The 21,172-nt window shown below is 48.1% G+C and carries 36 protein-coding genes; all 36 read left to right on the plus strand.

Features of this window, described 5'->3' with window-relative positions; translation table 11 throughout:
* The first annotated feature begins 2 nt into the window (after positions 1 to 2).
* The 36 genes from GOL65_RS17410 to GOL65_RS17585 all read left to right on the plus strand — a co-directional run bounded on the left by GOL65_RS17410 (position 3) and on the right by GOL65_RS17585 (position 21,158).
* Positions 3 to 893 carry an AAA family ATPase gene (locus GOL65_RS17410; RefSeq protein ID WP_228723149.1) on the plus strand — a complete coding sequence of 297 codons (891 nt, stop codon included), beginning with the start codon at positions 3 to 5 and terminating at the stop codon, positions 891 to 893.
* A 9-nt stretch (positions 894 to 902) separates the two neighbouring features.
* On the plus strand, positions 903 to 1,181 hold the full coding sequence (locus GOL65_RS17415) for a hypothetical protein (protein WP_140918207.1): 279 nt from the start codon (positions 903 to 905) through the stop codon (positions 1,179 to 1,181).
* 9 nt (positions 1,182 to 1,190) lie between these two features.
* Entirely contained in the window at positions 1,191 to 1,391 is a 201-nt protein-coding gene (locus GOL65_RS17420) for a hypothetical protein (RefSeq protein ID WP_130590947.1), read from the plus strand.
* A gap of 9 nt (positions 1,392 to 1,400) precedes the next feature.
* Positions 1,401 to 2,033 (plus strand): DUF3164 family protein, encoded by a 633-nt coding sequence (locus GOL65_RS17425; RefSeq protein WP_228723150.1) that lies wholly within the window; start codon positions 1,401 to 1,403, stop codon positions 2,031 to 2,033.
* Position 2,034: 1 nt separating this feature from the next.
* A complete protein-coding gene (locus GOL65_RS17430) occupies positions 2,035 to 2,226 on the plus strand; it encodes a hypothetical protein (protein ID WP_130590948.1) in 192 nt (63 codons plus the stop codon).
* A 79-nt stretch (positions 2,227 to 2,305) separates the two neighbouring features.
* The gene (locus tag GOL65_RS17435; protein WP_140918206.1) at positions 2,306 to 2,614 is read left to right on the plus strand and encodes a Lar family restriction alleviation protein; all 309 of its coding nucleotides are present in this window, start codon (positions 2,306 to 2,308) and stop codon (positions 2,612 to 2,614) included.
* Positions 2,607 to 3,086, plus strand: a complete 480-nt coding sequence (locus tag GOL65_RS17440; protein WP_140918205.1) for an ANR family transcriptional regulator — start codon at positions 2,607 to 2,609, stop codon at positions 3,084 to 3,086. The genes GOL65_RS17435 and GOL65_RS17440 overlap by 8 nt, the downstream gene beginning before the upstream one ends.
* Entirely contained in the window at positions 3,083 to 3,466 is a 384-nt protein-coding gene (locus GOL65_RS17445) for a DUF4406 domain-containing protein (protein WP_140918204.1), read from the plus strand. Before GOL65_RS17440 ends, GOL65_RS17445 begins: the two co-directional genes overlap by 4 nt.
* Positions 3,457 to 3,678, plus strand: coding sequence for a hypothetical protein (locus tag GOL65_RS17450; RefSeq protein ID WP_140918203.1), 222 nt, complete (start codon positions 3,457 to 3,459; stop codon positions 3,676 to 3,678). The genes GOL65_RS17445 and GOL65_RS17450 overlap by 10 nt, the downstream gene beginning before the upstream one ends.
* Entirely contained in the window at positions 3,675 to 4,052 is a 378-nt protein-coding gene (locus tag GOL65_RS17455) for a hypothetical protein (RefSeq protein WP_179038474.1), read from the plus strand. Before GOL65_RS17450 ends, GOL65_RS17455 begins: the two co-directional genes overlap by 4 nt.
* 36 nt (positions 4,053 to 4,088) lie before the next feature.
* Positions 4,089 to 4,310, plus strand: a complete 222-nt coding sequence (locus GOL65_RS17460; protein WP_228723151.1) for a hypothetical protein — start codon at positions 4,089 to 4,091, stop codon at positions 4,308 to 4,310.
* Positions 4,311 to 4,327: 17 nt separating this feature from the next.
* Entirely contained in the window at positions 4,328 to 4,561 is a 234-nt protein-coding gene (locus GOL65_RS17465; RefSeq protein WP_140918201.1) for a hypothetical protein, read from the plus strand.
* Positions 4,558 to 5,145 (plus strand): HNH endonuclease signature motif containing protein, encoded by a 588-nt coding sequence (locus GOL65_RS17470; protein WP_140918200.1) that lies wholly within the window; start codon positions 4,558 to 4,560, stop codon positions 5,143 to 5,145. The genes GOL65_RS17465 and GOL65_RS17470 overlap by 4 nt, the downstream gene beginning before the upstream one ends.
* A gap of 82 nt (positions 5,146 to 5,227) precedes the next feature.
* Positions 5,228 to 5,638 (plus strand): gp16 family protein, encoded by a 411-nt coding sequence (locus tag GOL65_RS17475; protein ID WP_140918199.1) that lies wholly within the window; start codon positions 5,228 to 5,230, stop codon positions 5,636 to 5,638.
* Positions 5,635 to 6,093, plus strand: coding sequence for a Mor transcription activator family protein (locus GOL65_RS17480; RefSeq protein WP_140918198.1), 459 nt, complete (start codon positions 5,635 to 5,637; stop codon positions 6,091 to 6,093). The genes GOL65_RS17475 and GOL65_RS17480 overlap by 4 nt, the downstream gene beginning before the upstream one ends.
* Positions 6,094 to 6,105: 12 nt before the next feature.
* On the plus strand, positions 6,106 to 6,495 hold the full coding sequence (locus GOL65_RS17485; RefSeq protein WP_228723152.1) for a hypothetical protein: 390 nt from the start codon (positions 6,106 to 6,108) through the stop codon (positions 6,493 to 6,495).
* A gap of 162 nt (positions 6,496 to 6,657) precedes the next feature.
* Positions 6,658 to 7,071 (plus strand): putative holin, encoded by a 414-nt coding sequence (locus tag GOL65_RS17490; protein WP_140918197.1) that lies wholly within the window; start codon positions 6,658 to 6,660, stop codon positions 7,069 to 7,071.
* Positions 7,068 to 7,349 (plus strand): phage holin family protein, encoded by a 282-nt coding sequence (locus GOL65_RS17495; protein WP_140918196.1) that lies wholly within the window; start codon positions 7,068 to 7,070, stop codon positions 7,347 to 7,349. The genes GOL65_RS17490 and GOL65_RS17495 overlap by 4 nt, the downstream gene beginning before the upstream one ends.
* Entirely contained in the window at positions 7,346 to 7,837 is a 492-nt protein-coding gene (locus GOL65_RS17500) for an NlpC/P60 family protein (RefSeq protein ID WP_140918195.1), read from the plus strand. Before GOL65_RS17495 ends, GOL65_RS17500 begins: the two co-directional genes overlap by 4 nt.
* Positions 7,837 to 8,241, plus strand: coding sequence for a hypothetical protein (locus GOL65_RS17505; protein WP_140918194.1), 405 nt, complete (start codon positions 7,837 to 7,839; stop codon positions 8,239 to 8,241). The genes GOL65_RS17500 and GOL65_RS17505 overlap by 1 nt, the downstream gene beginning before the upstream one ends.
* Before the next feature lie 171 nt (positions 8,242 to 8,412).
* A complete protein-coding gene (locus GOL65_RS17510) occupies positions 8,413 to 8,913 on the plus strand; it encodes a DUF1804 family protein (RefSeq protein ID WP_140918192.1) in 501 nt (166 codons plus the stop codon).
* Positions 8,914 to 8,922: 9 nt separating this feature from the next.
* A complete protein-coding gene (locus tag GOL65_RS17515) occupies positions 8,923 to 9,657 on the plus strand; it encodes a DNA-methyltransferase (protein ID WP_140918191.1) in 735 nt (244 codons plus the stop codon).
* Between the two features lie 8 nt (positions 9,658 to 9,665).
* A complete protein-coding gene (gene terL / locus GOL65_RS17520) occupies positions 9,666 to 11,306 on the plus strand; it encodes a phage terminase large subunit (protein WP_140918190.1) in 1,641 nt (546 codons plus the stop codon).
* A 2-nt stretch (positions 11,307 to 11,308) separates the two neighbouring features.
* Positions 11,309 to 12,895, plus strand: a complete 1,587-nt coding sequence (locus GOL65_RS17525) for a DUF935 domain-containing protein (protein WP_140918189.1) — start codon at positions 11,309 to 11,311, stop codon at positions 12,893 to 12,895.
* A complete protein-coding gene (locus tag GOL65_RS17530) occupies positions 12,882 to 14,039 on the plus strand; it encodes a phage head morphogenesis protein (RefSeq protein WP_140918188.1) in 1,158 nt (385 codons plus the stop codon). The genes GOL65_RS17525 and GOL65_RS17530 overlap by 14 nt, the downstream gene beginning before the upstream one ends.
* Before the next feature lie 4 nt (positions 14,040 to 14,043).
* Complete coding sequence (locus tag GOL65_RS17535) at positions 14,044 to 14,583, plus strand: phage virion morphogenesis protein (RefSeq protein WP_140918187.1); 540 nt, start codon at positions 14,044 to 14,046, stop codon at positions 14,581 to 14,583.
* A 220-nt stretch (positions 14,584 to 14,803) separates the two neighbouring features.
* Complete coding sequence (locus GOL65_RS17540) at positions 14,804 to 15,904, plus strand: phage protease (RefSeq protein WP_179038475.1); 1,101 nt, start codon at positions 14,804 to 14,806, stop codon at positions 15,902 to 15,904.
* Positions 15,905 to 15,907: 3 nt separating this feature from the next.
* Entirely contained in the window at positions 15,908 to 16,297 is a 390-nt protein-coding gene (locus tag GOL65_RS17545; RefSeq protein ID WP_140918185.1) for a hypothetical protein, read from the plus strand.
* A 39-nt stretch (positions 16,298 to 16,336) separates the two neighbouring features.
* Positions 16,337 to 17,245: a Mu-like prophage major head subunit gpT family protein gene (locus tag GOL65_RS17550; RefSeq protein ID WP_140918184.1), complete on the plus strand. Its 909-nt coding sequence runs from the start codon at positions 16,337 to 16,339 to the stop codon at positions 17,243 to 17,245.
* A 6-nt stretch (positions 17,246 to 17,251) separates the two neighbouring features.
* Positions 17,252 to 17,680, plus strand: coding sequence for an HI1506-related protein (locus GOL65_RS17555; RefSeq protein WP_140918183.1), 429 nt, complete (start codon positions 17,252 to 17,254; stop codon positions 17,678 to 17,680).
* The gene (locus GOL65_RS17560; RefSeq protein WP_140918182.1) at positions 17,680 to 18,111 is read left to right on the plus strand and encodes a gp436 family protein; all 432 of its coding nucleotides are present in this window, start codon (positions 17,680 to 17,682) and stop codon (positions 18,109 to 18,111) included. The genes GOL65_RS17555 and GOL65_RS17560 overlap by 1 nt, the downstream gene beginning before the upstream one ends.
* Positions 18,108 to 18,773: a DUF1834 family protein gene (locus GOL65_RS17565; protein ID WP_140918181.1), complete on the plus strand. Its 666-nt coding sequence runs from the start codon at positions 18,108 to 18,110 to the stop codon at positions 18,771 to 18,773. The genes GOL65_RS17560 and GOL65_RS17565 overlap by 4 nt, the downstream gene beginning before the upstream one ends.
* Complete coding sequence (locus GOL65_RS17570) at positions 18,754 to 18,996, plus strand: DUF2635 domain-containing protein (protein ID WP_140918180.1); 243 nt, start codon at positions 18,754 to 18,756, stop codon at positions 18,994 to 18,996. The genes GOL65_RS17565 and GOL65_RS17570 overlap by 20 nt, the downstream gene beginning before the upstream one ends.
* A complete protein-coding gene (locus GOL65_RS17575; RefSeq protein ID WP_140918179.1) occupies positions 18,993 to 20,408 on the plus strand; it encodes a phage tail sheath C-terminal domain-containing protein in 1,416 nt (471 codons plus the stop codon). Before GOL65_RS17570 ends, GOL65_RS17575 begins: the two co-directional genes overlap by 4 nt.
* Before the next feature lie 16 nt (positions 20,409 to 20,424).
* Positions 20,425 to 20,805, plus strand: a complete 381-nt coding sequence (locus GOL65_RS17580; RefSeq protein ID WP_140918178.1) for a phage tail protein — start codon at positions 20,425 to 20,427, stop codon at positions 20,803 to 20,805.
* Entirely contained in the window at positions 20,802 to 21,158 is a 357-nt protein-coding gene (locus GOL65_RS17585) for a hypothetical protein (protein ID WP_140918177.1), read from the plus strand. Before GOL65_RS17580 ends, GOL65_RS17585 begins: the two co-directional genes overlap by 4 nt.
* The last annotated feature ends 14 nt before the right edge of the window (positions 21,159 to 21,172 follow it).

The following is a 21,172-nucleotide window of genomic DNA, read 5'->3' on the forward strand; positions in this document are numbered from 1 at the left end:
CCATGATTAAAAATGAATTATCTGAATTAATGAGCGCTAAGGGCTGGTCTCAGTCTCAAATAGCGCGTGCGATTGGCAAATCACCCGCCGTGATTAACCAATATTTGCAGGATAAATATCAGGGCAATATCGCCGCGTTGGAGGAAGACCTTCGCCAGTTTCTGAATCGTGAGACTGAAAAATCACGTTCTCAGAAGTTGTGCGCTTGTTTCGTGCCAACAGTTACCGCACGCCGGGCGCTGGAGGTGATTCGTATGGCTCACCTGGACGGTGAAATCAACGTTATCTATGGTGATGCCGGTATGGGAAAAACCATGATTATGCGCCAGTACGCTGCCGAGAACCGCGATGCAGTGCTGATTGAGGCTGACCCTGGTTATACCGCTCGCGTAGTGCTGGAAGAGCTGTGCTCTAAATTAGGACTAAACCGCCGTGGCAACATTCATGAGCTGAGTGATTCCTGTGTTAACGCATTGCGTGATTCCGGTCGTCTGCTGTTGATTGACGAAGCTGAAAACCTGCCCTATCGGGCGCTGGAAATGATTCGCCGTATTCACGATAAAGCCGGTATTGGTGTCGTGCTGGCGGGGATGCCTCGTCTGATTATCAACCTGAAGGGAAAGCGAGGTGAATATAAGCAGCTCTACAGTCGCGTGGCCTTCGCACTACCTCTGGGTGATGTACTGCCGCGTAATGATATCAACGATATCGCCGTTAGCGTCCTACCCGATGCCGCAGAGCCTGCCGTCAGTGATGAACTGTTTAACGCCTCTCGCGGTAATGCACGGCGGTTATTCAAACTACTGCGTGGTGTTCACCGTCATAGTCTGATTAGCGGCGAAACTGTCAGTACTGAAGCAGTACGTAAGATGTCAGAAATGCTGATTAATTAAGAGGTTGCTATGCAAGTTTATTTAAGTAATGAAGCGTTAATTTCTGCGGTCATTCGTATGAAATTGGTGATGGAATCACTGAGCGAAAACGGTGTGACCATCAAAAATGTCATGCTGAATGGTGGCTCTCCTGTTATTCGAGTAGCTCGTTGTTCGTACTGTGACCAAATGGTACGCGATGGTCGCGCTCAGTTTGTCTCATTTGGTTGTGGCCCCTGTGGGCATTTCAAACAGGGTATTTTCATTCTGGACGGCTGTAAGGTCGTGTGGTCGGAGTCGTTACATTGAGGAGGAAACGTGGCCGGAGTCCTGGAAATCGAGGTCATTTGTGATGAAGAAACAGGTGCAGTCATGGTGAAGTACCGCCAGGGCGGAACGGAGGATATCAACAAGTTAGAACTTAACTTAATCAACAAATCACAAGCCCACTGTGAATATCTTTTTCAGCAGTTATCGAGTGGGACATATCAACTGATAGACGCAAAAATCATTCAATAGGAGTTTATTATGTCAGAAAAAACCAGTATTCCGGTCGTTGCCATTCCTGAAGGCTATATGATGGACCGTAAGCAACGCCTTGTTCTTATCTCTCAAGTACCAGCCTACGATTTAGAAATGGATGCATTTGTCCGTGCTCAGATTGCTGCTGCTAAAAAAATCCAGGTGCAATTAATGGATTTCAAAACATCAGCCTTCTCCGATTGTTATGCCTGGTTAGATTTAGTGGCTGAGAAATATAACCGTCAGATGGGCGGGGTTAAGGGGAACGTCACGTTTTCCTCTTATGATGGCTCTCAGCAAATTCAGATAAAAGTTCAAGACACCTTAGTGTTTGGGCCGGAATTACAGGTTGCGAAAGAGATTATCGATGAGTGTTTGCACGAATGGTCAGAGGGTGCGAACGCTAACCTACGCGCTCTGGTTACAGATGCGTTTGCCGTTGATAAAGAAGGTCAATTGAACACTGGCCGCATTCTGTCGCTACGTCGTATCAAGATTGATGATGAACGTTGGTTACAGGCTATGGATGCAATTGCGGACTCTCTACTGATAGCAACGTCAAAAACTTATATTAATTTTCGTGAAAAAGCAGCTGATGGCAAATTAATTGCGATCCCATTAGATATTGCGGCGGTGTGATATGGCCGCTCAGGAATTTAATAAGAAATATCCTGTTGGTTCGGGCTTTATTTATCAACCTAATAAAATCTTGCGTGGTGGTCGTGCTGTCCGAACGCTTGATATTGCAAGAGATTTAACGGATTCCACAGTAGTCGAAATAAACTGTGAACCACATTGGGTAAAAATAGAGACGCTGACTCCAGCGGGTTAATTTAAAAACTTATTAATAACTCTTTAAATATGGCGTAAACCCGCCGGGGCGGCGTTACGCCTAAAACAGGAGGTTTTATATGAAATTATTTATTTATGGTAACGAACCTGGAGATATTGCAGCACACGGTGAGTATCAACATGGTGTCGATGCATCTCTGTTGCCATGTCCATTTTGCGCGTCAGATGAATTAACTGTTGATAATTCATGGACGCCTTACTACAGCGTTGAATGCCAGTGTTGTGGCGCATCTATTCCAGGTAATTTTGAACCTAATACTTTCCGTTTTAATAGTAAGGAAGAATGTCGCTGCGCTCATGAGCAAGCGTTTAATTCTGCAATCAACTGCTGGAATAGTCGATTAGAAGAGGTACCTACCAATGGTTGAGAATTTATCTAAAACAGAATCTTTACGCCAGTCGTTACGGATATTCGGCGAGTCTACTGGTTACGAGTTATTTCAGTATACCGGTATACCGGTGGATTGCGTGGCATCGCTTTTACAGTATGACGTAGCGCAGGGATTAATCGTCAAAGGCTGGAAAGGCAAGCGTCGCAGCTACCAGTTGGCTCTTAGTTCGCCGAAGAAAGTTAAAAAGTATCACCGCGATCCTGCGAGTTATCGAAATGCCGTACCGGTATTGGTTGAATCAATCGAACGCCGTTTTATCTACATCGCGGTTCAGGCGACGGAGCTGGAGAAAAACGATGATTTTTTTGAGGCCATCAAACTGTGGATGAAAGCAGCCGGTTTAGCAGCATTAGATATCAATGCTGATTATTGTCGCCGCCGTGCGAATTACTGTCAGGCGGCAGTTGATCGTGGCTGGTCAAATTTGAATAACGGAGGCACAGCATGAGCGATAAAAAGCCTGTTGTATTTATTTCCGGACCAATGACCGGAATAGCCAATTTTAATCGTACAACCTTTAACTCATTGGCTGAAGTGCTAGAGGAACAAGGGTTTGTTGTTCTTAATCCTGCCGTTCTTCCCGATGGTTTAGCTCATGAACAGTACATGAAAATCACGTTAGCAATGCTTGAAGAGGCGGATGTGATGTTTCTGCTTGATGGATGGGATAACAGCAAAGGTGCAAAGCAGGAATTTATTAAGGCTAAACGCTTAGAACTGCTTTTTATGTATGAATCAAACGTGGCGCTAAAAGCCGCCGTAGAGAGTAGCCGCCATTTTAACGCGGTTGCGCGTGAGGCAAAAGTGGAGAATTCAATATGTTATTAAGCGTAACCGGCTGTGAGTACCAGCAAGATGGTGCAAAACGGATTTATACCATGACCAACAAATCCGTCGCCATAGAGTATCCGGCATACCCGAAGAAATCACAACTTCGCTTCTATGACTCTCGTGGCTATGCCATCAATAAAGCCAGTCTTAAAACTGAGATGAAACAGGCGGTCGAACGCCATAAAGCTAAATTCGGAGTGAAACCATGAAAAACGTATTACGTAATGTTACGGCTGCCCGTTTTAACGAACGTTTTCCTGTTGGCTCTCTGTTTCATTATTACCCGATGATGGGTATCCCGGACTATGAAGAAGTCATCACGCGCTCTGAGGCTTGGGAGCTCGGTCACGGTGCCGCAGTAGTATCGGTTATTGGTCGTGCTGGCGGTCTTTCTGTTGACCATCTTGAACCTATCAAAGCCGCAACCTGTAGCCAGTGTGGCTGTGATGACCATCATGCTTGTGTAAGCGAGCAGGGACAACCATGCCATTGGGTACAGGTCAATCGCGTTACGGGTGTAGGTATTTGTTCTCACTGTGCGGAACACCTCAACCAAATTAATACATTTGGTGAACCAAAATAATCGGATTGGTGCTGTATGAAAAACGAATTGGTAGGAATGGCAGGTTTTAGGCAACTGGTGGAGAGCGGCGGTATTGATGAGTTCGTGGTCCAGCGCTTTAACGGACTATATCACCTGTTCGCAATCAACCGCAACTGTGGTGTGTCGTATTACCTGCGCGAACGGCGTGGTGATTACAAGACCTGGACAACGTTGGACAGAGCCGCCGCGTTTTTGTACAGCATCAATATTACCTGTTTTTCTGTTCGCTGTGCCTGATTGATAAGGGAACTGAAATGAAAAATACACTTGAAGACCTTAATAATCATCTATTCGCTCAAATAGAGCGACTTGGAGATGAAGACCTAACGAGTGAGAAACTGGAAACTGAGTTAAAACGCTCTCGTGAAATCGCCAATATAGCATCAAAAATTGTGGATAACGGCCGATTAGCGCTGGATGTTCAAAAAGCGTTAGGTTCTGGTTCGGCTGAGTTCGCCCCTCGCTTTCTGGAGGTCACGAAAAAATGAAACGCTTCGTTTACACTCCCGCGATGCGAGCATGGCTGAGAATTAATTATATGTTACCTCTGCCACAGTTAACATCCATGTTCAATACAGCATTTGGAACGAATAGAACTAAAGAAGCTATAAACGGTTTTCGTAAAAACTTGAATCTCAAAACAGGCCGTTCAGGGCAGTTTGCTACAGGGAATAAACCGTTTAATGCTGGTACTAAAGGGGTTATGAAAGCCAATGCCGGGTCATTTAAAAAAGGTCAGTTGCCACATAACCATTTGCCAGTTGGCTCGGAAATTCTCAACAAAGAAGGATATCTGGAAATCAAGATAGCTGAGCCTGACCAGTGGAAATTTAAGCATCGTCTACTGTGGGAACAGGCTAACGGCGAAATACCCGTAGGAATGATTGTTTCCTTTTTGGATGATAACCGCCTGAACTGCCGCCTTGATAACTTGGAGTTAGTATCACGTCAGGACCATGCTGTCTTTAATCGCTGGTACGGTAATACCCCAACTGAATATAAAAAGATTGGCCGTTCTATTGTTGCACTGCGTAGAACTGTAGCCCAAAAACAAAAGGAGACAGACCGATGAAACTATCACTGGGTGCTAAATTGTTTGTTATCAGCTTATTTATTGCATTGATTGGTCTGATTATTTTATTACTGGCGGTTATATGAAAAAGAAACTAATCAGCGCAGTTAAAGCCGGTCAAGCTGCATTAGGTTGGGACGATGCAACCTACCGTTCAGTTATCTCCCGTTTAACGGGCGGTAAAACCAGTGCAACAAAATGTACTTTTGAAGAACTGGAGAACATTAAAGAGTACATGCACGGACAAGGGTTCCCGCGTAAATCATCAAAAAAACATGGTCGTACACCTAATGTGGCCATGAGCCGCAAGGCGATTCAGGGAAAGATTGAAGCCCTGTTATCAGAAGCTGGTCGCCCGTGGCAGTATGCTGAGAGTATGGCTCTCCATATGTTTAAACGACAGGCTATTGAATGGCTGACCACGGCGGAATTAACCAAACTGATGCAGGCATTAATTATCGATGCTAAACGTCACGGCCGGAGAACATCATGAAGCTATCATTCAATCGTGACGAACTGGAACGGTTAGAGTCGCTATTACCTGAGTCTGCGAAGTCATTAGTATTAATCCTTGGTTATGCCGCCACTGCACGTTTGATTAGCCGTTTTGGTGGTGTTACGCTGTCAGCGAAAACGGGGCTGGCTAAAGAGCGTAGCGGTGGTGTTCATTCTATGCTGCGTGATGTGCTCAACGATGATGAGTTGAAAAAATTGATTGATTATTTAGGTGGCGATCAGTTTTATATTCCTCGTTGTGAGGTAGCATTCAGGAAGTTACGAGACGCCAGATTTGTTGCGGCCATTGCTGAAAATCTGGATAAAGGGCTATCAACTCGCCAGGCAATGGCTCGACTCTGCCCTGAGTTTAATATTAGCGACCGTCAGGGCTGGAAGTTGATACATCAATACAATGCAGATAGCAGTAATCATCAACAGAATTTATTTTAAGGTGAATAATCCATGATTAAAAAATTGATACTTGCAACTATTGTTGTTGCTTCATTTTCAGGTCATGCAGTCAGTGCTGAGGAATTTCCTGGTGCACTATCATTACTACCTAAAGCACTTGCTGGAGATTATATTAGCCAGAGAAATTTAGCTTACGCATATATGAATGGTTGGGGAAAAGAAGGTGATGGTAGTTATATCCCTAAAGATCAAATTAGTGGTTGTGCATGGCGCAAACTTATTTTATTAACCAATAAAAATGCTGATATTGGTGACGCAGGAAATGAATCTATTGATTGTAGTAAAATACATCCAACAGATAATGCAAAAGTATGGGAAAAAGTTCATGCTGGTATCCAATTAATGTCTAAATTGAATGATATTAACAATAAAGGGCACTGATGGTAGGTTACTATTGGTTAATTAAATCCTATTGAACATTGTTCTTGGTTAAGTCAATATCCAATCTTGTAAGATAAATTAGAAAGCGCTGAACCCCTTCCACCGCTTCATTAAATAGTAATCCCCCATGATAACTCCATACTGAAACTATGGAGTTTTTTTATGGCTGACCCAATTGGAACCTCTACGACAGCCACTGCTAGCGTATTGACCGGTGCGACCCTTGCAGGATTGTTATCAGGTATTGATCCGGGCGTTATCATCGCCGCGTTCGCAGGGTCTGTTATCTTTGTTCTGTCGGCTATTGATTTCCCGCTATGGCAGCGTGCATTTCTGTTTTTTGTGTCAATGGCGCTGGGTATTTATGGCGCAGATTTTGTTGCTCACATCATTTCTACCATTCTGTCAGTACCTCTACGTTCTCAGATAACGGTCTCAGCGCCTGTCGGTGCTGCTGTATCGTCAGCGTCCTCGGTTCGGATACTGATGGTTTTCAGTAAAAAACCGAATGAAGGGGAATCAATTTGGGACAGATTTCGATTTAAGAAGAGTAGTAAAGGAGAGGATGAACAATGAGCCCACTTCTCACCCTTAATGTTGTGATTTGCCTTCTAATCATTATCCGCCTGGCTACGTTCCGTCGGCGTGGTAAATCACATAATCAGACTCAATCGTATCTGTCCTATTTTCTGATAGTGGCCTGTTTTGTGGTGATTGTTCGCATTGTCTTTAAACAGTACGTCTATATCGACTGGGCTGAAACCTTATTGAACTCGGTTTTATGTATCGCCATTTATGCTGCTCGCGGCAATGTCTCCGAGCTGTTTAAAACACGTCGCAGAGGTGTGAAATGACTAAGAAAACTGAGCCGCGCTGGTTAACCCTGGCTCGTCAATTTCTGGGGTTACGTGAAATCAAAGGTGCTAAACATGCGCCTGAAATCGTCCAGTTCTGGCGGGACATTAAGCGTGGCGGTATCAAAGATGATGAAACGCCCTGGTGCGCCGCTTTCGTCGGTGCCGTACTGGAACACTCTGGTATTAAGTCAAGCCGATTCGAATCGGCCAAATCCTATTTAAGCTGGGGCGTTAAACTGCAACAACCTGCTGTGGGTGCTATTGCGGTCCTTAGCCGCACTGGTGGCGGTCATGTGGCGTTTGTCGTAGGCCAGAATAGCAATGGCGATCTGTTGTTACTGGGTGGTAATCAAAACGATGCGGTTAATATCGCCGCGTTTTCACGTAATCGCGTGGAAGAGTACCGATGGCCTACGGATGAACCGTTGCCTGTTGGCGGTCCATTACCGCAGTTTAATGCTGCGAACTCAACACGGGAGTCGTGATGTCGTCGTATCGCTATTTATTGCTTATTGGCGCGTTTCTTTTACTGGCGCTGGCGGCGTTTACCTTTTTCAGACAGTCACAACGACTGGCTGATGAAGTGCAGCAGGTAACACGCGAACGGGACGCGGCAAAGGCTGCGCAGACCGCACAGGCAAAACAATTCAATCGGGAAGCGGAATTTTCAGCGCTGGCAGGATTATCAGCGTTATCAGGCGAGATTAAAACGGAGCGGGTAAAAATTGAAATTCGAGAAAAAGTCAAAACTCAGCCATGTGCCAGCGAGCATATTAATAGTGATGCTGCTCGCCAGTTGTGGGATATCTCAGGACGGGGCCGCGCCGCCATACACACCACTTCCCGCAAATCTGACAGCAACAATATTGCCACCGCAACCGGGAAGTGAACCGGGTGCATTAACCTGGGGTGAATCGCTGGAGTTAAACGTGGTGTTATACGGCGTTATTACACGGGTAAATTGCGAGAGAGCGTTAATCAGGCAAATTGAAAAACAGCGGCAAGACCCTGCCGCAGACAAACCAGTCGTATTACCGGTTGAGTGTGAGGAATAGAACACATGGCATGGCCGCAGGAAATCAGGGAAAGCGTAAGACACAAGTACATTTTTAATCAACTGACGCTTGAACAAGTGTCGGCTGACTGCGGCGTACCATTTGACACGGTTAGACGTTGGAAAGCTCAGGCTTTGGCTAAGGGCGATGATTGGGAAAAACTCCGTACAGCTCACACCATTGCCGGTGGAACGCTGGAAGATATTACCCGGACCGTATTAACCAGTCTGGTGATTAAGTTCCAGAGTGTGATTGAACGCATTAATAGCAATCCCGACTTGCCTCCGGAACAAAGTGTAGAACTGTTAACCAGTATTGCAGACGCATTCAGTAAGGCTACGGCAGCAAGTCGCCGTGTATTACCGGAGACGGACCGATTAGCAACAGCCCTGGAAGTTGTTCAACTGTTGGGTACGTTTATTCAGGAACGGTACCCCGCGCTTCACGTCCAGTTTCTGGAAGTTTTAGAGAGCTTCGCCCAGAAAATGGAGAATGAATTCAAGTAAGGGCTGACGATGCAGATTCAAACTATTGGTAACGCAACGCTCTATTGTGGCGACGCATTAGAGATTCTACCGACCTTAACACCGATGTACGACGCGTTAGTGACCGACCCGCCATACAGTAGTGGCGGGCTACATGCCAGTGCCAGAACGGCATCACCCGGTGCTAAATATATGGGACATCAGCATTACGCCGATTTCAGTGGTGATAATCGTGATGCCCGTAGCTGGGCTTTCTGGAGTGTTCTGTGGATGAATCAGGCCAGTCGCCTCATTAAACCAGGCGGCTATGTCATGGTTTTTACTGACTGGCGACAGTTACCTGCAACAACCGATGTATTCCAGGCCGGTGGCGCTATCTGGCGCGGAATTATTCCCTGGGATAAAACGTTATCGTCCCGCGCTCCACATACCGGCTATTTCAGACATCAGTGTGAATATGTTGTGTGGGGCAGCATCGGTGCGTTAGGTAAGTGCGCTCATGGTGGCCCGTTCCCTGGTCTAATGACTCAACGTGTTATCCCTGCTCAAAAGTTACATCTTACCGGTAAGCCTGTACCACTGATGAATATGTTGACAGGACCACTGGCTAACGATGCGCATGTGCTCGATCCGTTTATGGGTAGCGCATCAACCGCTATTCCTATTTTAAAGCGCGGTGGATCATTTACCGGCATTGAGCTATCGCAGGAATATTTTGATATCGCTTGTGCGCGTATTGAGCAAGCGCTGAACGAAAACAGATAAGGTGCCCTGTGGCAAAGAATAAAATATCCCTGAAAGAATTTAGGGAGTCCTTACAAGAGTATATTGCCAGCCTTCGACAAACGATTGAGGCCGAGTGTATTGGTTTTGATACGGATGTCAGGGCTTCGGCTGAACGTCGCGCCAGGGTTATTGATAAGGAAAATGGTTTTGCTTTCTTTGTTCAGACTTATTTCCCACATTATATTCGTCATGATTCGCAGAGTGAATTACATCGCTATCTGTTTAAGCGTCTGCCACAGATTGTGGCTAGCGCTAAAGGCGAAAGCGACGCGATAGCTGCACCACGTGGTGAAGCCAAATCGACACTGGTCAGCCAGCTATTTTCGCTGTGGAATATCATTATCGGAGCCAAGCATTACCCGGTCATCATAATGGATTCTATAGACCAGGCTTTCCCCATGCTGGAGGCCATCAAAGCGGAACTGGAATTTAACCCCCGTTTAAAGCTGGATTATCCTGATATTTGTGGTCAGGGCCGCGTCTGGCAAATGGGGACCATTGTCACCCGTAATAATATTAAGGTGACGGTAGCCGGTAGCAATAAGAAACTCCGGGGATTACGGCACGGCCCATATCGACCAGATCTGGTTATCCTGGATGATATAGAGAATGACGAATTGGTTCGTAATCCGGACCAGCGAGATAAGCTGCAAAACTGGTTAACGAAGACGGTAATGCCACTGGGTGAAGCCGGAGGTAAAACGGATATCGTCTATATTGGTACCATTCTGCACTACGATTCTGTCCTTTCTCGTACCCTGAATAATCCATTGTGGACGATAGCCAGATTCAAGGCGATCGTTCGCTGGCCGGTCAATATGAAACTTTGGGATACCTGGGAAGAGTTGATCCGTAACCGTCAACCGGAAGCAGCAGAACAGTATTACCAGGATAATGAAGTTGAAATGCTCGAAGGTGCGGTGGTGTCCTGGGATGCCCGACCATTATTGGCATTGATGCTCATTCGGGCACGGGATGGTCACTCTACGTTTGATTCAGAATATCAAAACGACCCGGTAAGCGGTGAGGATGCCATTTTCACCGGCTGTATTAATTTTTGGGTTAATCGTCTGAATGAGTGGATATTTTACGGTGCCTGTGACCCCAGTCTGGGTAAAGCTGGTGCAAGTCGTGACCCTTCCGCATTACTTGTGGGTGGTTTCAATCGTTACACCGGCATTCTGGATATTGTTGAGGCAGACATTCGTCGCCGTCTACCGGATAAAATTATTGAAGATATTATCCGGTATCAGGGGCAATACCATTGTCTGGCCTGGTCATTTGAATCCGTTCAGTTTCAGGAATTTTTAAGAACCGTATTAGTCCAGCGCTCAGCCGAGCGTGGTATTCCGGTTCCGGCCATCCCGGTTATCCCCAGTACCGATAAATTGTTGCGCATAGAATCATTGCAGCCTCATATGGCCAACGGTCTCATTCGATTACACCCGTCACAGCAAACGCTGATTGACCAGTTACGTCATTTTCCTAAAGCCGATCATGATGACGGTCCGGATGCGCTTCATATGCTGTGGTCTCTGGCCGTTTCTCGTGCCGCCAAATTTGAAATTCATACACCGAACCGTAGCCGTGATAACGATGCCGGACGATTTGACAGAGGAGCGTGGTAACAATGCCACAAATCGTAGATCAGTATGGGCGTCCGTTAAAATCAGAGACGCTGAAAACCCAACAAACGGTGAAGACCGCCGATATTTCGCGAGTCTATCCCGATCATCCGTCCCGTGGATTAAATATCCGCAAGCTGCCGCGTATTTTACAACAGGCGGAACAAGGCAATTTAACGGCGCAAGCCTGTCTATTCGGCGATATGGAAGAGCGTGACGGCCATTTGTTTGCGGAAATGGAGAAGCGTAAAAACGTCCTGCTGACATTAGATTATTCCATTGAGCCTCCGGAGAACGCCACAGCGGAAGAAAAGAATCTGGCGGCCGCCGTCAGCGAATGGATTAAAGGCATTCCCAATCTGGAAGACGTTATTTTAAATGGTATGACCGCGATTGGTTATGGATTCTCGTGTCAGGAAATCGCCTGGGAAATGCAGGAAAAAATCTGGGTGCCTGAGTCGCTCATGCTACGTCCTCATTACTGGTTCAATACTCGACCAGAGGACGGGGATAAAATCGTACTGGATGATGGTACCTACCAGAACGGCCAGAGTGGTAGCGAGTTATGGCCGTTTGGCTGGCTGGTTCATCGTCATAACGCTCGCTCCGGGTTTATTGGCTCTTCCGGATTATTCCGGGTATTAGTCTGGCCATACCTGTTTAAAAACTTTGCGTTACGTGACCTGGCTGAATTCCTGGAGATTTATGGTCTACCGGCTCGCATCGCGTATTATGCTCAGGGTACCAGTGATGAAGACCGGGATAAGATATTAAATGCCCTGGTTCGTTTAGGCCATGACGCGGTAGCCGCACTCCCGCAGGGAAATGAAATCAAGTTTGAAAGCGCGGCCTCCGGAGGGAGTGAGCCATTCCAGGCGATGATTGACTGGGCTGAACGCACGGTTTCTAAAGTGGTATTGGGTAGCACACTCACGACTCAGGCCGATGGTAAAAGCTCCACCAATGCATTAGGAAATGTTCATAACGAAGTGCGCCATGACCTGATGACATCGGATGCTCGCCAGTTAGAAGGCATGTTTAAGAGCCTGATATCTATGCTGGCGGCATTAAATGGTTATGGTGATATCAGTTACCGCCGTTTACCTCGACTGGTATTTGATACGCATGAAGAAATTGACCTGTCTGATTTTGCGGATAGCGTGGCGACATTGGTTAATGATGTTGGCATGGACGATATTCCGGTTTCATGGGTGAGGAAAAAAACCGGTATCCCGGCGGCGAAAAACGGCGAACCGGTATTAAAGCCACGGGTGACCATGACACCTATCCCGGCCGCACTGAATCAGTCCATTTTAAAACTGGCCGCGCTGAACTCTCCGGTATCAGAGAATGACGACCCCGCCATGATAACGATGGAGAACGCCCCATTACCGGCTGAACAGATTAACCAGGCGATGAGCGAATTACTCACCCCTATGATTGAGGCGTTAAGTGCAGGTAAAAGCGCTGACGAAGCCATGAATATTATTGCGGCCAGCTACCCGGCGCTGGATGATTCAACATTACGTCAGGTTCTCAGCCAGGCATTTTTTGTTGTTGATATCTGGGGGCGGCTCAATGCCAACACTTAATGCGGCTGAACTGGGATATGCATTTACGTTAAAACCCGAAGAGGCTATCCAGTATTTTGAAAGTAAGGGGTATGTCATTGGTTTTAACTGGCATGATGTTGAAGCTGATGCACATGCCCGTGCGTTCACCGTTGCTGGTGTCATGAAGCTGGATGTTTTAGAGGATATTAAAACAGCATTAAATGAGTCGTTAAAAAACGGTGAAACCTACGAAGAGTTTAAAAAGAACCTGTTACCTACCCTGGAACAAAAAGGCTGGATAGGTAAAGGACTGGTCTCCGACCCGGAGACGGGAGAACTGCAAGGTAAGCAGCTTACCCCTCGGCGTTTGAAAACCATTTTTGATACCAACAATGCCACTAACTATAACGCGGGTCGCTATGTTCAGCAGATGGGGGATGTGGCTAACCGTCCATACTGGGAACGCGTAGAGGTCATGGATAATCGTACCCGCGCCTCGTGTGCAGCTGTTCATGGATTTACTGCGCGTTATGATGATCCTGTCTGGAACTTCCTATACCCACCCGGCGGTTTCGGTTGTCGTGGACGAGTCAGAGCGCGTTCAGAGTCAGATGTAACGCAGTATAATCTAACGGTTCAGTCCAGTGATAACCGCCTGGTTGAGGTCGAGCAACCCTATGGTAATACCACTATCCAGTCAACCGGGCTACGACTGACCAGTAACAAGGTGTATGTTCCCGATCCGGGTTTTGGGTTTAATCCTGGTAAGGTGGCCTGGCAACCTAATTTAGAAAAGTATGATTACCAACCCACTCGCCAGTATGTTTCCCGTTCGTTAGCCGGTCCGGATTTTGCCAGAGGACTCAATAACGTTTCATCACTGGCTCCGCAACAGCAGTACCCCGTCGGCGTACTCTCTCCGGAACAAATGAAAGCCACCGGTATGCAGCAGCAAACTGTTACGGTAGCAGCGCCACAGATGCAGCAGTTTGCTGAACAGGACATGACACGGGCCGATTACATTTGGGTTCAGTCTGTTATTGATGAACCAGACCAGGTGATAAGCACCGGTACCGGCGTTAAGTTTTACCGGAAAAATGGAAACCAGTGGGATGTTGCAACCGTCATCAATAATCTTCTGATGGATTTCACCCGCGTTAACAGTCCGGAGCCGGGGAAATAACCCGATGTTTCATTTAAAAATCGATGTTTCCCTGTACGAAAAATCCCTGGCTAAATTACTGGAAGGTACCCGTAACCGCCGTGAGCTGATGGGTCAGTTAACCGGTGATATGTTGGATGCGGTAGAGGAAAACTTTAAACAACAGGGTCGTCCGGCCTGGCTGGGATGGTCTCCCGCTTATGCTAAAAAGCGTGAAGGCGGAATGATACTGCAAAAGTCAGGACGACTGGCTGCCAGTATTCGCGGTATCCATGATAATGACCGCTCAGTTGTGGGTACCAATGTTAAGTACGCCAGGATTCACAATCAGGGCGGCGATATTAGGCAGAAAGCCCGAACCACGTCACTGTATTTTAAGCAGTCTAAATCGGGTGAGGTTGGAAATCGGTTTGTCCCGAAACGCCAGTCTAACTTTGTGCAGAACGCCCATGTTGGTGCGTATACGGTCAGTATGCCAGCACGACCATTTTTACAGTTGATTGATAGTGATATAGATAGAATGAAAGAAACGGCACAGCGGTACTTTAGAGGGCTGGTTGACTGAGTAGGTGAAAATGCGCTGTAATCTCTCTGGTGCGTTTCTTCGTTTTTTCTGTATCATGGTTGCACTGTGTTTGTTTAAATCGCTTTTAAACGTTTTTAAAAGGGGTTTAACAGCGGTTGTATCATTACCCCATATTCATTGTTTATTTTCTCCTGATATTCCACTTATCGCTGAACCCTGTCACCCGCTCGTTGCTGTGTAATATCGCTATTTTTGCGGTATGAAAACACGTATTGCAGCACTCACCCTTAAAATTAATCAGGCTACTGCGAATGAGATCCAGCTTTTTCCGGCGGGTGAATTTGCAGCGGTAGACGGCCGTCCCCACGATGTTGAAGGTGGTCAATGGACATTAACGGCTGAGCTGGCATCCGTACTGATTGAACAGGTGGCCGCATCAACAAACCCGTTCGTGATTGATTATGAACATCAAACATTACGTGCCGTCACTAACGGACAACCTGCACCGGCCGCCGGTTGGTATAACGCGCTGGAATGGCGCGACGATGGTTTGTATGCCATCAACGTCACCTGGACAAAAACAGCCGCTACCATGATTGATAACGGTGAATACCGTTTTATCTCCCCCACTTTTTTATACAACAAAAAAGGCGAAGTCGTGCGCCTGTTGCACGCGGCTTTAACTAACACCCCCGCGCTGGATGGAATGGATGAGGTGATGTTAGCCGCAGCCAGTCGTCTGGCATCCCTATCAACTTCACCGGAGAACCTCACCGTGGATGAAGAACTACTGGCGAACCTGCTGCAATCATTGCGCTGGACGCTAAATCTACCAGCAACCGCGACCGCCGAAGATATTGTGGCGGAACTGCAAAAAATCATCGATGCCGTCTCTGCGGGTCAGGGTATGGCAGCGACCAGTGTTGGTCTGCTAGCTCTGCTGACGCAAAAAGACGAGCAGATTGCCGCGCTGACCGCATCGGCTTACGACCCGGAGAAGCACGCGCCAATTGAAGTCGTTAACGACTTGCAAGCCAAACTGGCGGCGGTATCAATCACTTCCACCGATAGCATCGTTGATGGTCTGGTAACCGCCGCATTGTCTGACGGCCGTCTCCTGCCGGTTCAGGAAGCCTGGGCAAAAGACCTGGGTAACAAAAGCGTCGACAGTCTGAAAAGCTTTTTAGCTAAAGCGCCCAAGATTGCCGCACTAACCGGACAACAGTCTGATACCCAGACTAAACCGGACGTGGATAAAAAGAACCTGATTATGACCGAACTGGATGCAGCGCAACTGGCTATCTGTAATCAGTTCGGTAATGACCCGGCCGAAATCGCCAAGTTGCTACAGGAGGAATAACCCATGGGCGACAGAAATACCTGGATTAAAGATGGCGTTCTTATCGCCGTTCCTGTTGATGCCGGAGCACTCATTCACGCCGGTAATATCGTGTGTGTTAAGTCCACCGGATTTGCTACCGAAGGTGGCGACGCTAATACCACCGCTATTGGTATGGCACACGAAACCGTTGATAACAGTACCGGTACGGCCGGTGAGCGGGCTGTAGTGGTCATGCGTGGCAAATTGTTTTTCCTGGCGAATGACAGTGCTGCACCCGTCACCGGGGCATTAATCGGCAAGTCCTGTTATCTGCTCAATAGTGTCACCGCCACGGCGACCGCAACCGGGCACCCGGTTGCCGGTAAAGTTTTTGAAGTGAATCCCGATGGGGTGTGGGTGCTGATTGCGTAAACCTTCGCGTCAACCGCTCAATTTTTAAGGAACAATCAAATGATCGTGAACAAGAAAAATATCGCCGTTTTCTTTTTGAATCTGAAAACGACGTTTCAAAATGCGCTAAAGAGCGCACCAAGCCAGTGGCAAAAAATTGCCATGAAAGTCCCATCCAGCGGCAAGGTGAATGATTACAGTTGGCTGTCGAATTTCCCGGCTATGCGTAAATGGGTCGGTGATAAAGTGCTCAAGGCGTTGTCCGCGTTTAAATACACGGTCGTTAACGACGATTGGGAGGCAACTATCTGGGTTGACCGCAACGATCTCGAAGACGACCAGACGGGCCAATATGCGCTACAAGCTAAATCGGCCGGAGAATCAGGGGCTCAATTACCTGATGATATCGTTTTCGATTTGGTGAATACCGCATTTAACAGTGTGTGTTACGACGGTCAGTACTTCTTTGATACTGATCACCCTATGGGTAGTGGCACCTTCTCCAACCGCAGCACGAAAGCGCTGTCCACTGATAGCCTGGCCGCAGCAAAAGCATCATTTGGTGCAGCTCGCACCCAAATGCAAAAAGTAAAGGATGACGATGGCCGTGCGCTGAACGTTCGCCCTAATATTTTGTTAGTCCCCGTGGCCCTTGAAGATACGGCGCGTGCATTGATGACGGTTGAACGTTTAGAAGATGGTAAAGCCAATATCTATAAAGGTGCCTGTGAAGTAGTTGTCGAACCACGATTAACGTCAGACACCGCCTGGTACCTGCTGGATACCAGTAAACCGCTGATGCCGTTTATCTACCAGGAGCGTAAAGCGCCACAGCCGGTCGACACAGCAGACGGAATGACTGACGACGAGTTTAATCGCCGGTTATTAAAATTCGGCGTCGAAGCGCGTGCGGCAGGTGGTTACGGCTTATGGCAGCTCGCGTATGGTTCAACCGGAACAGAGGCGTAATCAGTCATGGAAAAAGTTATTCAAATTACCAGTAAACGTGACGGATTCCGCCGCTGTGGTATTGCTCACAGCGAGGCGACAACCTCCTACCCGTTAGACCGGTTCACCAAAGATGAACTTGAACGACTTCAGAATGAGCCGATGTTGATTGTGCATATTACCGAGCCAACCAACAACGCCAAAAACGATGAGTTAGCTGAACTGAATGCCAATGTACAGGCGCTTTATCAAGACGTTCTGGATGGTCAGTCTAAGAACGATGAGCTGACGCAAAAACTGGCTGATGCGTTGCGTGAAAACAACGACCTGCAAGCACAGTTGGCGGCCGGTACTAAGACTCTCACCGATGCTGAAGCTGAGATAGCGCGGCTTCATGCTGAACTGACAGCATTAAAAACACCCGAGTCCGACAAGCCGGGCACTAAGGCGAAGTAATGAGCTACGCAACCGGAGATGACATGGTGACAACGTTCGGTGAGCGCGAATGTATTTCGCTCACCGACCACAATCACACCGGCGAGATTGACCAGATCGTCATGGATAACGCGCTATCGCGTGCCAGTGCAGAAATTGATGGTTATCTTGTTGGTCGTTACGCCACTCCCTGGCCGGATGCACCGCGTATTTTAGTCGGGCGATGCTGTGATATCGCCCGCTATCAACTCGCCAGTGCGGAACGGACTTTATCGGATGAGATTAAGTTGCGCTACGACGATGCCATCCGTTTCCTTGTTCAGGTCGCCAGCGGCAAGATTAGCCTGGGACGTACTGATACGGGTTCAGTTATTCAGGGTTCGTCTCAGGTGAAAATCTACTCTGGCTCTCGCCAGTTTGGGCGTGACTCGACGGGAGGCGGCGCATTTTGATTACGGATATTGAAACAGCGTTGGTTGCCCGACTACAGGCGGGTCTGGGTAAGATGGTCCGGGAAGTCGCCAGCTATGCCGGTGAGCTGGACGATGATGTTGGCCGTATCGTCAGCGTCTTCCCGGCTGTCTGGGTGACGTTTGGCGGTATTACAAAAACTGAACCGTCGGGAACATCGCACCAGAAGTATAAAACACATGGCCGGTTTGTTGTCGTGGTGGGTGATTATAACCCCCGCAGCGAAGCCTCTACCCGCCAGGGTGGAGTCAATAAAAACGAAGTTGGCAGCAACCTTCTGGTGCAGTCTGTTCGCCGACTCCTTATCGGTCAGGACTTAGGACTTGCGGTTAAGGAGTTTATGCCTGGTCGGGTGAAAACCTTGTTTAACACCGCAACCCGTGACCGGGGGTATTCCGTTTATGCGTGTGAGTTTGACACCTACTGGATGGAGAGCGCACTGGAAAATGGTAAATGGCCGTTACGTACTGATGACCCCAACGACCAGGATGCACCATTTAATACGTATCACGGTCGTCTATCTGACCCTGACCCGGATTTAACGAGCATTGGTACTCGCTATCATCAGCCAGGAACAGACACCAGTGCTGACGTGTTAGGCAATATCAAATTAGGAGAGCAGGATGACAACGCTACTGGTTAAGGCTCGCGCCGGGTTAAAAATCCCGCTGGAGCATAATCCTAAAAAGTACATTACCACCGAGCCGGTACCCGTGGAGAGCTCCGCGTATTACCGCCGGGCATTGAAAGATGGTGATTTGGTTCTCTGCCAGCCGGAGTCTACCAAGCCGGTCAACGAGCCCGCACCCGGTGAACCCGCTCACGAGGAATCAACGCCTACGGTAAACCGAGGAAAAGCAAAATGACCCAGATTGATTTCGATACCATTAAAAACAGCATTCGTAAACCGGGTGTATACACTGAGTTCAATACCCGAACGGCGGTAAATACACTGCCCGGTAATCCTCAGCGTATGTTAGTTATCGCCCCCATGCTGGTTTCCGGTAGTGTTCCGTCATTAAAACCGGTACCGGTATTCTCTGACGTTGAAGCAGAGAACTACTTCGGTGCCGGTTCTCTGGCGCACATCATGACGCGAGCGGCTATCAAGGCGAACGCCTATCTGCAATTAGATGTGATTGGTTTGCCAAATGATGGCGCAGGCCAGGCCGCTACCGGCACCCTTAAAATCACCGGTACGGCAACGAAAAGCGGAACTCTGAGCGTGTGGGTATCCGGTGAGCGCGTGGATATCAGCATTGATAATGCAACAACGGCGGCAACGGTCAGCGGCGCCCTGGTCACTGCGTTAACGCAAAAGACCGACCTGTTAGTATCCGCCGCGCTGGCAACCGATACCATTACTCTTACGTGTAAAACTAAAGGCGCATGGGGTAATGATATTCAACTGCGAGCCGTCACAACCGCCACCGGATTAACGCTGACAGTGGCCGCAATGACGGGTGGCGAACTGGACCCGGATATTCAACCGGCGTTGGATGCCGTTTTTGCTGCCGGTCATCACGTTCTGGCCTGTCCGTTCAGTACCGAAACCGCATTGAACGCGCTTAGTGATCATCTTACTTCCACCGGTAGTGCGATGGAACAACGTGGTGCAGTCGGCTGTGCCGGGTGGACAGGTACGTCAGGTACCGGTATTACCCTTGCCAGTTCGGTCGATGATGGCCGTATCAGTATGCCCTGGTATCGCGGCTCTGAAAAACTACCGGCCATCCTGGCATCGGCTTACGCTGCCGTTCTGGCCGCTGAAGAAGACCCCGCCCAGCCCTTCGATAACGTTGAAATCGTCGGTATGGATGTGGTGGCGCTGGAAGACCGTATCAGTCGTAACGAGCAAGAAATGGTGCTGTATAACGGCCTGACACCCATTCAGGTTGGTCCGGGCAATGCGGTGCAGATTGTTCGCGCCATCAGTACCTATACCGTTAACCCTGCGGGTATAGCAGACCCGGCGTTACTGGATATTACCACTATCAGGACGCTGGATTATGTTCGTACATCCTGTAATACCCGTCTGGGATTACGGTTCCCGAACAGCAAAAAGACAAACCGCACGCGTGCTCGTGTCTGGTCTGAACTCTACGATGTGCTGCTGAAGTTAGAAGATGCAGAGATTATCGAAAATGTGGAGGCCAATAAAGGTTACCTCATCGTGCAGGAAAATGGTCAGGATGTCAGCCGTTACGACTGCGTTATTCCGAGTGATGTGGTTAACGGGTTGCATGTTATTGCGTCCCGCATCGATTTATACCTGTAACCCAGGGAGATAAAAAATGGCTATTGAAGAGTATATCGGCTCCATTGTGATGGAAGTCGATAGCCGGGAGGTTGAAATAACTGACCTGGGCGAACAGATTAATACCGGTAAGAAAATCGTTAAGACCATGAACAGTAAAGGCGTGGCAAAGGGATTTTCGCGGGGTATTGCAACGTATGATCTGGATATTTCCGCCGTGGTACCGCTGGACGGTGACATTGACTGGGAAAATCTGGAAGGTGTGAAAATTACTATCACCCCACTCAGTGGTAGCGGTGGTCAACGGTACTCTTATCTGGACTGTTTCACGTCTGAAGTCGGGCGTAAGTATACCGTCGATAATGAAGCCAAGATCGACATCAAAATGTCGGCAATGCGTAAGGTGTATGAGTCATGACCGAAAACAAGAAAACCGAAAGTGGCCGTCTGAAAAACGACATTCTTTATAATGATACGCTTCATTATGAGTTTGAAATCCGTCTGCCGGTGATGCGCGATACCAGTAGTGCATTAGAACAAACTGAAGAGGCGTATGGCCAGATTGAAGGTTATACAGCAAATACCTTCTACCGTCAGGCGGTTCTGTCGTCTGCCATCGTTAGCCTGGGCGATATTCCGAAAGACGATATCACACCGGTATTGTTCATGGAGGAGCTAACGGAGGACGATTACGATGAGTTTCAGTCCGCGATTGCTCGTCTTAAGGTAAAGCGCAACGGCGGGAATCCAGCCTCGCCGGACTCCGTATAGCGGTTCTGGCATTA

Origin of the sequence: Limnobaculum xujianqingii (genome assembly GCF_013394855.1) — a bacterium.
In the GTDB taxonomy this organism is placed as follows: domain Bacteria; phylum Pseudomonadota; class Gammaproteobacteria; order Enterobacterales; family Enterobacteriaceae; genus Limnobaculum; species Limnobaculum xujianqingii.

What these genes read in the sequence shown, in the direction of transcription:
- GOL65_RS17410 (WP_228723149.1), top strand. Translation starts at nt 3, where the DNA reads ATGATTAAAAATGAATTATCTGAATTAATGAGCGCTAAGGGCTGGTCT.
- GOL65_RS17415 (WP_140918207.1), top strand. Translation starts at nt 903, where the DNA reads ATGCAAGTTTATTTAAGTAATGAAGCGTTAATTTCTGCGGTCATTCGT.
- GOL65_RS17425 (WP_228723150.1), top strand. Translation starts at nt 1,401, where the DNA reads ATGTCAGAAAAAACCAGTATTCCGGTCGTTGCCATTCCTGAAGGCTAT.
- GOL65_RS17430 (WP_130590948.1), top strand. Translation starts at nt 2,035, where the DNA reads ATGGCCGCTCAGGAATTTAATAAGAAATATCCTGTTGGTTCGGGCTTT.
- GOL65_RS17435 (WP_140918206.1), top strand. Translation starts at nt 2,306, where the DNA reads ATGAAATTATTTATTTATGGTAACGAACCTGGAGATATTGCAGCACAC.
- GOL65_RS17440 (WP_140918205.1), top strand. Translation starts at nt 2,607, where the DNA reads ATGGTTGAGAATTTATCTAAAACAGAATCTTTACGCCAGTCGTTACGG.
- GOL65_RS17445 (WP_140918204.1), top strand. Translation starts at nt 3,083, where the DNA reads ATGAGCGATAAAAAGCCTGTTGTATTTATTTCCGGACCAATGACCGGA.
- GOL65_RS17450 (WP_140918203.1), top strand. Translation starts at nt 3,457, where the DNA reads ATGTTATTAAGCGTAACCGGCTGTGAGTACCAGCAAGATGGTGCAAAA.
- GOL65_RS17455 (WP_179038474.1), top strand. Translation starts at nt 3,675, where the DNA reads ATGAAAAACGTATTACGTAATGTTACGGCTGCCCGTTTTAACGAACGT.
- GOL65_RS17460 (WP_228723151.1), top strand. Translation starts at nt 4,089, where the DNA reads ATGGCAGGTTTTAGGCAACTGGTGGAGAGCGGCGGTATTGATGAGTTC.
- GOL65_RS17465 (WP_140918201.1), top strand. Translation starts at nt 4,328, where the DNA reads ATGAAAAATACACTTGAAGACCTTAATAATCATCTATTCGCTCAAATA.
- GOL65_RS17470 (WP_140918200.1), top strand. Translation starts at nt 4,558, where the DNA reads ATGAAACGCTTCGTTTACACTCCCGCGATGCGAGCATGGCTGAGAATT.
- GOL65_RS17475 (WP_140918199.1), top strand. Translation starts at nt 5,228, where the DNA reads ATGAAAAAGAAACTAATCAGCGCAGTTAAAGCCGGTCAAGCTGCATTA.
- GOL65_RS17480 (WP_140918198.1), top strand. Translation starts at nt 5,635, where the DNA reads ATGAAGCTATCATTCAATCGTGACGAACTGGAACGGTTAGAGTCGCTA.
- GOL65_RS17485 (WP_228723152.1), top strand. Translation starts at nt 6,106, where the DNA reads ATGATTAAAAAATTGATACTTGCAACTATTGTTGTTGCTTCATTTTCA.
- GOL65_RS17490 (WP_140918197.1), top strand. Translation starts at nt 6,658, where the DNA reads ATGGCTGACCCAATTGGAACCTCTACGACAGCCACTGCTAGCGTATTG.
- GOL65_RS17495 (WP_140918196.1), top strand. Translation starts at nt 7,068, where the DNA reads ATGAGCCCACTTCTCACCCTTAATGTTGTGATTTGCCTTCTAATCATT.
- GOL65_RS17500 (WP_140918195.1), top strand. Translation starts at nt 7,346, where the DNA reads ATGACTAAGAAAACTGAGCCGCGCTGGTTAACCCTGGCTCGTCAATTT.
- GOL65_RS17505 (WP_140918194.1), top strand. Translation starts at nt 7,837, where the DNA reads ATGTCGTCGTATCGCTATTTATTGCTTATTGGCGCGTTTCTTTTACTG.
- GOL65_RS17510 (WP_140918192.1), top strand. Translation starts at nt 8,413, where the DNA reads ATGGCATGGCCGCAGGAAATCAGGGAAAGCGTAAGACACAAGTACATT.
- GOL65_RS17515 (WP_140918191.1), top strand. Translation starts at nt 8,923, where the DNA reads ATGCAGATTCAAACTATTGGTAACGCAACGCTCTATTGTGGCGACGCA.
- GOL65_RS17525 (WP_140918189.1), top strand. Translation starts at nt 11,309, where the DNA reads ATGCCACAAATCGTAGATCAGTATGGGCGTCCGTTAAAATCAGAGACG.
- GOL65_RS17530 (WP_140918188.1), top strand. Translation starts at nt 12,882, where the DNA reads ATGCCAACACTTAATGCGGCTGAACTGGGATATGCATTTACGTTAAAA.
- GOL65_RS17535 (WP_140918187.1), top strand. Translation starts at nt 14,044, where the DNA reads ATGTTTCATTTAAAAATCGATGTTTCCCTGTACGAAAAATCCCTGGCT.
- GOL65_RS17540 (WP_179038475.1), top strand. Translation starts at nt 14,804, where the DNA reads ATGAAAACACGTATTGCAGCACTCACCCTTAAAATTAATCAGGCTACT.
- GOL65_RS17545 (WP_140918185.1), top strand. Translation starts at nt 15,908, where the DNA reads ATGGGCGACAGAAATACCTGGATTAAAGATGGCGTTCTTATCGCCGTT.
- GOL65_RS17550 (WP_140918184.1), top strand. Translation starts at nt 16,337, where the DNA reads ATGATCGTGAACAAGAAAAATATCGCCGTTTTCTTTTTGAATCTGAAA.
- GOL65_RS17555 (WP_140918183.1), top strand. Translation starts at nt 17,252, where the DNA reads ATGGAAAAAGTTATTCAAATTACCAGTAAACGTGACGGATTCCGCCGC.
- GOL65_RS17560 (WP_140918182.1), top strand. Translation starts at nt 17,680, where the DNA reads ATGAGCTACGCAACCGGAGATGACATGGTGACAACGTTCGGTGAGCGC.
- GOL65_RS17570 (WP_140918180.1), top strand. Translation starts at nt 18,754, where the DNA reads ATGACAACGCTACTGGTTAAGGCTCGCGCCGGGTTAAAAATCCCGCTG.
- GOL65_RS17575 (WP_140918179.1), top strand. Translation starts at nt 18,993, where the DNA reads ATGACCCAGATTGATTTCGATACCATTAAAAACAGCATTCGTAAACCG.
- GOL65_RS17580 (WP_140918178.1), top strand. Translation starts at nt 20,425, where the DNA reads ATGGCTATTGAAGAGTATATCGGCTCCATTGTGATGGAAGTCGATAGC.
- GOL65_RS17585 (WP_140918177.1), top strand. Translation starts at nt 20,802, where the DNA reads ATGACCGAAAACAAGAAAACCGAAAGTGGCCGTCTGAAAAACGACATT.